This is a genomic window from Cupriavidus sp. 8B, assembly GCF_054589115.1.
This window is the reverse complement of record NZ_BAAILO010000156.1, coordinates 1-8,160: the sequence shown is the minus strand read 5'-3', so window position 1 is coordinate 8,160 and position 8,160 is coordinate 1. Positions and strand designations below refer to the sequence as shown.

Annotated in this window: 6 protein-coding genes; all 6 read right to left on the bottom strand. The window is 67.7% G+C overall.

Annotated features, from left to right (window positions below):
• Positions 1–155: 155 nt before the first annotated feature.
• From ACYP5B_RS15615 to flhB, 6 genes are read right to left on the bottom strand one after another with little or no spacing between them, the layout of a single operon-like run.
• Positions 156–587, bottom strand: a complete 432-nt coding sequence (locus ACYP5B_RS15615) for a flagellar protein FlhE (RefSeq protein ID WP_318238479.1) — start codon at positions 585–587, stop codon at positions 156–158.
• Positions 584–1,300, bottom strand: coding sequence for an RNA polymerase sigma factor FliA (locus tag ACYP5B_RS15610; RefSeq protein ID WP_006162649.1), 717 nt, complete (start codon positions 1,298–1,300; stop codon positions 584–586). Before ACYP5B_RS15610 ends, ACYP5B_RS15615 begins: the two co-directional genes overlap by 4 nt.
• Before the next feature lie 40 nt (positions 1,301–1,340).
• Complete coding sequence (locus ACYP5B_RS15605) at positions 1,341–2,156, bottom strand: MinD/ParA family ATP-binding protein (protein WP_459570323.1); 816 nt, start codon at positions 2,154–2,156, stop codon at positions 1,341–1,343.
• Between the two features lie 3 nt (positions 2,157–2,159).
• Positions 2,160–4,598 carry a flagellar biosynthesis protein FlhF gene (gene flhF / locus ACYP5B_RS15600; protein ID WP_459570322.1) on the bottom strand — a complete coding sequence of 813 codons (2,439 nt, stop codon included), beginning with the start codon at positions 4,596–4,598 and terminating at the stop codon, positions 2,160–2,162.
• Between the two features lie 13 nt (positions 4,599–4,611).
• Entirely contained in the window at positions 4,612–6,699 is a 2,088-nt protein-coding gene (flhA, locus tag ACYP5B_RS15595; protein ID WP_459570321.1) for a flagellar biosynthesis protein FlhA, read from the bottom strand.
• A complete protein-coding gene (gene flhB, locus ACYP5B_RS15590; RefSeq protein WP_400098773.1) occupies positions 6,696–7,838 on the bottom strand; it encodes a flagellar biosynthesis protein FlhB in 1,143 nt (380 codons plus the stop codon). The genes flhA and flhB overlap by 4 nt, the downstream gene beginning before the upstream one ends.
• Between the last annotated feature and the right edge of the window lie 322 nt (positions 7,839–8,160).

Genomic DNA, 8,160 nt, shown 5'->3' with positions numbered 1-8,160 from the left:
CGAGGAGTCTTTCGCCGCATCCGGGTCGCCTTCTTTGCCTACTTTCTTGGCGAGACAAGAAAGTAGGTCGCCTCCCCGCAGGGGAGGTGAAACTGCAGTTGAAGTTGCAGTTACGCAGTTGCAGTTGCAGCTGCGGTCAAGCAACCCCAGCCCCCTCACCGAAATCCAACCGTAACCTCATTAGCCAGCCCAATCAAAACCGGCGTCAACGCCCCCTTCCCCGGCACCTGAAAAGCAAACACAAAGCCCTTGGCAGCATCATCCCCGCTAAACGCCTCAGTCAGCCCCTCAGCCCCCGTAAGCAACACACACCGCTGCGCATTGCAAAGGTAAGCCTGCAGTTCATTCGGCGGCGTACGCGAAAAACTATAGCGCCACCGCACCGTAGTGATAGCGCCCTCCGCCTGCGGCAAATAGCCGGTCGGCGAAATCGGCGCGGAAACAGTGCGCAAGCCCTTGCCGTACAGCGCAGGCCCGTTCACCGAAGCCGACCAGCTATGCAGCGACTGCCCGCCAGGCGCGGCCAGTGCCGGGCCGCACGCCACAACTAATGTCGCCGCGGCGAGGCGCTTGAGCCAGCGGCTCATAGCAGCCCGCGCAACTGCGAACGCAGCCGCGTAATCGCCTGGCTACGGATCTGGCACACGCGTGACTCGGTCACTTCCAGCACCGCGCCGATTTCCCGCAGGTTCAGCTCCTGGTCATAGCACAGCGACAGCACCAGCTTCTCCCGCTCGGGCAGGCGCTCGATGGCGCGGATCAGCGCTTCGCGCATGCCGCTTTCCATCAGCACCGTCAGCGGGTTGCCGTCATCGCTCACGCTCAGGTGCCGGTCCAGGAAGTCTTCTTCGCCGGAGCGCTCGAAGTCTTCATAGTGCAGCAACTGGCAGCCATAGACCTCGTTGAGCAGCGTCTGGTATTCGTCGAGCGGCAGCTCCAGTTCCTGCGCCACTTCGGAGTCTAGCGGCGCACGGCCCAACGTTTGCTCCAGGCCGCGCACGGTACGCTCGATCCGCCGCGTGAACTGGCGCAGGCTGCGCGATTGCCAGTCGTTGGCGCGAACCTCGTCAAGCATGGCGCCGCGGATGCGCTGGCTGGCGTAGGTCTCGAAACGCGCACCGTGGGTGTCTTCGTAGCGCTTGGCGGCGTCGAGCAGGCCGATCATGCCGGCCTGGATCAGGTCATCGAGCTGCACGCTGGCAGGCAGCTTGGCCGCCAGTTGCAAGGCGATGCGACGCACCAGCGACGCATGCGCCGTCACGGTATCAGTCTGTTCGAGCTTTCCCTGAATCGTATACATGGTGGAATTCTCGTGAGTCCTGGCTTGCAGGTCCCGGCGCTTAAGCCAGGGCCGTGGCCGACGGCGCCATCGGCGCCGACAGGGTTGAACGGGGATCGGTGGACATTGGCCAGCTGGCAATGCCCGTGGCAATTCGACGTAATGCGGCGGTGGCGGGCGCGGCCGGGAAGGCCTCGACCACGCAACGGCCCAATGCGGTGCTGCGCGCAACCAGCGGATCGTGCGGCAAGCTGCCCGCGGGACTCGCCTCAACGCCGAGGTAATGGCTGGCGGTGCGGGCCAGGTTGCCCAGCACCGCATTGGCGGCGTCCCCGGCGGCGGCATTGATCACCAGGTGGAAACGCCGGCAGGCGTACAGGTGATTGAGCTGCTTGATGCAGGCGTAGGCCGCCTTGATCGAAGCCGGCTCCGCGCGCAGCACCACGATGAGGTTATGCGCGGTGCCGGCCATTTGCGACAGGCCGCCATCCGCATCGCTGCGGGCATCGCTGAGCACGGTGCGAAAAGGCTTCAGCAACTGCAGGTCGCCATTGGCCTGGGGGCTGCCCGGCAGCACGGCGATGGTGCCGGCGGGACGCTTGCCGAGCGCGGCATCGAGCGTCACCGCGCCGCCCAGCACGGCGGCCAGGGTGCCTTCCGGCATGGCGCCGGCAAGGCGGGTGGCGCGCGCACCGAAGCGGTCCTCATCGATGAGCAGTACGCGTTCGCCTTGCAGGGCAAGGGCGTTGGCCAGCCCCAGCGCCACCGTGGTGGCGCCGGCGCCGGCATCGCTTGCGACCACGGCAATGCGGCGCGTGGCGCGGGGCGCCAGCATGCGCCGCAGGCTCTCTGCCTGGTCGGAGGCGAGTGAACTCACGGCTTATTCTCCCTGCGCCAGCGTCTCGAACACGCGGCCGCCGCTCATGCGCGCCTCGAGCAGGCCGCCGGCGTCGCCCATATGGAACGTCTGCGGCGCGGCCTCCTGGACAGCGGGCTGCGTGGCGCGGCCGCCGCGGGCGGGATAGTTTTCCAGCACGTCGAGCAAGGCCAGCAGACGACCAATGCCGTCAACCAGCACGGCGGCGCCGCAAGCCTGGCGAGCCGGCGCGCGGCCGGTCAGCCGCGCCAGGAAGGCAGCGACCGAGTCGTCGCAGGCCTGCTCGAGACGCAGCGCGGCCACGCCCATTTGCAGCGCGAGCAAGCGGGCGCAGGCCTGCGCCTCGGCTTGCGCGGATTCATTGCCGCCTTCGCCTTGGCCCAGGTGCTCCAGCGCATGGCGCAGCGTGCGCAGTTGCGCTTCGCCGGCTTCGGCCCAGCGGGCCCAGCGTGCCAGTTGCGCGCCCTCGGCCGACAGCGCCGGGTCGCACAGCAGGTAATGCACGGCGAGCGTCTGGCCGTTCTCGCGATCGACCACGCGCGACACCAGCAAGCCGGCCTCGGTACCGCCCTCGGCGGCGCCACGCGTGCCGCGTGCCTGGCCTTCGAGCACGCGCACCGGGCTTTGCGCGATCCACTGCACGGCGTCGCGGCCGCGGTAGTCCATGTCTTCCACGGCGTGGAAAGTCAGCGTCTCGGCCAGGGCATCGAGCTTGACGGCCGCGCCGCCGCTGGCCACGCGGGTGGTCTTGCGCGCGGTGGCGAGCCAGCGCTCGCCAGCTTGCTGCCAGCGCGCCAGCACGGGGCCGGCCGGCATGGCGTCGAGTACGTTGACCACGGTACGGGCAGCGGCGATGGCGGCGCACAGCGTGGCGGCATCGGCTTCCCATCCGCCCTGGCCGCCTTGCAGCGCCGGGCCGGTCCGGCCGGCGGGCGCGGCAGCTGCCGCCAGCGGCAGGCCGTCGCGGTCCGCCAGGAACAGCGTGTGTTGCCAGGGGCGTGGCGCGCGCCGTCCCGCCACCGGCGCGGCAACGGTGGCGCTCAGCGACAGCACGAAGCGGTCGCAATGGCGGGCGAGGTCGCGGCAGGCGGCCTCGCGCACCTGCTGCGCCATCAGGCGTGGCGAGGGGGTGCTCTCATTGCGTTGCTGCCACAGCGAGCGGACCAGTTCAAAGCTATACCTGCCGGCGTTCAGTTGCTCGACGCAGTCGCCGACCGCGTTGGCGCTGTCGGTGAGCGAGCGCAGCATGCCGTCGGCGCCGCCGGGGCTGGCCGCGCGGGTGGCTTCGCTGTCGTCCTGCGCGGGCATGGCGCGGCGCGCGGCTTCCGCGTCGGCGAACACCGAGCCGCGGCGCGGCGTCTGGAAGGCGCGTTCGACCAGGGCCGCGCCGTTGGCGAGCTCAAGGTGCTCGGGCACGCGCTGGCCGGTGGAGGCGTAGTACACCGGCAGGCGGTGACGGATCACCACGTCGAGCACGGAGCCCAGGTGGGTGGCCTCGTCCAGCTTGCTGACGATGCAGCCGTCGATACCGCCATCGGGCGTGGCATCGTGGCGGTAGGCGTGGACGACCTCGTTGAGGGTGTCGCCGTGGCTGGCGCCATTGAGCAGCAGGATGCGCTGCACCGGGGCCTGCACGCCGGCCAGCATGGCGATCTGCTCGGACAGGTTGCGGTCGCGCTGGCTCATGCCCACGGTGTCGATGATCACCAGGTGCTTCTCGGTCAGCGCCGCCAGCGCAAAGCGCAGGTCGGCCGCGTCCTTGACCGCGTGCACGGGCACGCCAAGGATGTCGCCGTAGATGCGCAACTGCTCGTGCGCGCCGATCCGGAAAGTGTCGGTGGTCAGCAGAGCCAGGCGTTCCGGGCCGTGCTTGAGCACGAAGCGCGCGGCCAGCTTGGCGGTGGTGGTGGTCTTGCCCACGCCGGTGGGGCCGACCAGCGCCAGTACGCCGCCCTGGGCGAACAGCGCATCTTCGTCGTTCAGCACCGGCACCTTGCGCGCGATTTCCTGGCGGATCCAGGTCATGGCGGCTGGCCGGTCATGGCCCAGCGGCAAGTGACCCAGCAGCGAACGGGCAAGCTGCCCGGAGAAGCCAGCGGTCACTAACCAGGTGAACAGCGAGTCGCGCAGCGGGTCGCCGCCCATCGACGGCAGGCTGTGCGTGCCCACGCCGGAGAACTGCCGCTCCATCATGGCGCGCATGGTCTGCAGCTCACCGCGCAGGTCGCCAAGGGCGCCGTCGACAGCCACCACGGCGGGCGGCGGCGTGAAGACCGGCGCGCTGCTGGAAATGGCGCCGAGATCGGTGTCGCGCATCGCGACAATCTCCACGCCACCTTCGACGGTGCGGTTGGACAGCACCACGGCGTCCGGTCCCATTGCCTCGCGCACCTGGCGCAAGGCCTCGCGGCCATTGGCCGCCACGAATTTAGCTACGCTCATCTTGCGAAACCCCTCACGCTGCGCCACCGATCATGGCGGTGATCCTGATATTTCGGTTGTCCGGCACCTCGGCATGCGAGAGCACCTTGAGTTGCGGCATGGTCCGGCGCAGGAAGCGCGCCAGCAGCGGGCGCAGCGGATGCGGCACCAGCAGCACCGGATCCAGCCCCAGATGTTCTTGCCTGGTCACCGCGCCGTGCGTTTGCTGCAGCAGCGCGTCGGCCAGGCCCGGCTCGATGCCGCCGCCGTTAGTGAGCGCTTGCGACAGCACGCGTTCCAGGCCGGCGTCCAGGCCGATGACCTGGAGGTCGGCGCCGTTGGGGAACCACTGCTGGGTGATGGCGCGGCCCAGCGCCACGCGCACCAGCGAGGTAAGCTCCTTCGGATCGCTGACCTTCGGCGCATGCTCGGCCACCACATCCAGCACGGTGCGCATGTCGCGGATCGGCACGCTTTCGTCCAGCAGGTTCTGCAGGATCTTCTGCAACGCGGTGAGCGTGATGATCTTGGGAACCAGGTCTTCGGTGAGCTTGGGAGATTCCTTGGCGATTCGGTCGAGCAGCGCCTGCACTTCCTGGCGGCCAAGCAACTCGGCCGCGTGCATGTGGATCAGGTGGTTGAGGTGAGTGGCCACTACCGTGCTGGCGTCCACCACCGTGTAGCCGTAGGTCTGGGCCTGTTCCTTGAGGCCGCCCTCGATCCACACCGCGGGCAGGCCGAAGGCCGGGTCCTGGCTGGGCGTGCCCGGCAGCGCGCCGGATACCTGGCCGGGGTTGATCGCCATCCACTGCCCGGGCGCGGCTTCGCCGCGTCCGATCTCCACGCCCTTGAGCGTGATGCGGTAAGCGTTGGGCTTGAGTTCCAGGTTGTCGCGGATATGCACCACCGGCACCAGGAAGCCAATCTCCTGCGCCACCTTCTTGCGGATGCTCTTGATGCGGCCGAGGAGCTCGCCGTTCTGCGCGCGGTCCACCAGCGGGATCAGGCGATAGCCCACTTCCATGCCGAGCGGATCGACCAGGGTGACGTCGTCCCAGCTGGCCTCGGTCGACTCGGGCGCCACCGTGGGGGTGCGTTCCTCGCGCTTCTTTTCTTGCGCCTGCGCCACGTCGCGGCGTGCCACATAGCGGCCGAACCACACCAGCGCGCCGGCGAAGGCCAGGAAGGCGAAGTGCGGCATGCCCGGGATGATGCCCATCATGCCGATGATGGCGCCGGTCAGGTACAGCACGCGCGGATTGGAGAACAGCTGGCCGGTCAGCTGCTGGCCCACATCCTGCTCGTTGGAGACCCGCGAGACGATCACACCGGCTGCGGTGGAGATCACCAGCGCCGGGATCTGCGCCACCAGGCCATCGCCGATGGTCAGCAGGGTGTAGTTGCGCACCGCGGTGGCGAAGTCCAGGTCATGCTGCACCATGCCTACCACCATGCCGGCACCAACGTTGATGAACATGATCATCAGGCCCGCCACGGCATCGCCGCGCACGAACTTGCTGGCACCGTCCATCGCGCCGTAGAAGTCCGATTCCTGCGAGACCTCGGCGCGGCGCTTCTTGGCGCCTTCTTCATTGATCAGGCCGGCGTTGAGGTCGGCGTCGATCGCCATCTGCTTGCCAGGCATGGCGTCGAGCATGAAGCGCGCGCCAACTTCGGCGATACGCCCCGCGCCCTTGGTGATGACCATGAAGTTGATCACCACCAGGATCGCGAACACCACGATGCCCACGGCAAAGTTGCCGCCGACCAGGAAGTGGCCGAAGGCCTCGATCACCTTGCCCGCGGCGTCCGGCCCGGTGTGCCCTTCCATCAGCACCACCCGGGTCGAGGCCACGTTGAGCGACAGCCGCAGCAGCGTGGTGAACAGCAGCACCGCCGGGAAGGCGGCGAAGTCCAGCGCCTTCTGCGTGTACATGCCCACCAGCAGCACCATGATCGACAGGGCGATGTTGAAGGTAAACAGCAGATCCAGGATGAAGGGCGGCAGCGGCAGGATCATCATGCCGAGGATCATGATGATCAGCAGCGGGCCGGCCAGGGCCTTCATCTGGCCGCCTGCCTGGCCCCCCGGCAGTTTGAACAGCGAGGTCAATGCGTTCATGCTTGGCTTTCCGGTACGGCTAACTCGTCAGGCACCAGCAGATCGGAGGGTGCCGCCGGATGCGGGCCGCTGCTGTGGTGCCAGTGCTTCAGTTGATAGACCCAGGCCAGGACTTCGGCCACGGAGGTGTACAGGCCGGCGGGAATTTCCCTGCCCAGCTCCACGTGACGGTGCAGCGCGCGCGCCAGCGGCGGCGCGCTGAGCAACGGCACGCCGTTCTCGACGGCAATCTCGCGAATGCGCGCGGCAATCGCGTCACTGCCCTTGGCGACCACGCGCGGCGCGCTCATGCGGCCTTCTTCGTAGCGCAGCGCCACGGCGAAGTGGGTCGGGTTGGTGACCACCACATCCGCCTTCGGCACCTCGGACATCATGCGGCGCTTGGCCATGGCACGCTGCTGCTGGCGGATGCGCGACTTGATGTGCGGGTCGCCTTCGCTGTCCTTGTGCTCCTGCTTGACCTCTTCCTTGGTCATGCGCAGCTTCTTGTAGAAGGTCCAGTACTGCCAGGGCACGTCGAGCGCCGCCACCAGCACCAGCGACCCCGCCACCATCGCGGAGCAGCTCAGCACCATCTCCAGCATGTGCAGCAGCGCCTCGTGGATCGGCGCGCTCATCAGCGCGATGGCCTCTGGCAACCGCCGCCACAACACCCAGCCGGCCACGCTGCCAACCAGCAACGCCTTGGCGATGGCCTTGGTCAGCTCCACCAGCGATTGCGAGGAGAACAGCCGGCCCAGTCCCTTGAGCGGCGAGAGGCGCGAAAAATCCGGGGCGAAGGACTTGGCGGAGAACATCCAGCCACCCAGCAGCATGGGGCCGGCCAGCGCTGCGGCGCCAAAGAACAGCAGCAGCGGCAGGAAGGCCAGCAGGCCCTCCCAGACCGCGATGCCAAAGCGCGACATCATGCGCGACGTGTCAAAGGCAATCGCCGGCTCGAAGGCGAGGCTGGCGTGCAACACGGCATCGAGCTTGCTGGCAAGCGTGCCGCCCAGCGTCCACAGGCCCACTACGCCGCTCATCAGCATGATCAGCGTGGCGAGCTCGCGCGAACGCACGACCTGCCCCTCTTCGCGCGCCTTCTCCAGGCGCCGCGCTGAGGCGGGTTCGGTTTTCTCGAGATCGCTTTCTTCGGACATGGCCGCTCCGTTACGAAGCGGCATGCGGCCGTTCGTCAGCGATGATTATCGAAGGGGGGGCTGGCCGGCATTAGGGGGAATAGGGAGGGGAATAGGGTGTTGTTTGGGGGATGGAAGGGGGTGGGGGGGAGGCGGGGGAACTTGTGGCCGCTGACGCGCGGGGCGTGGGTGGGTGGGGTTTTCATGCTTCTAGCTGCTGGCGCGGCTGTACGGTGTTGGCCGTTTGGGAACGTGTGAGATGTCACTTTTCTTTACTCGTAAAGAGGGTGAGGACAAATTCAGGCATTGGTCAATCGGCGTACGAGCAAACGTGCCTGAGATA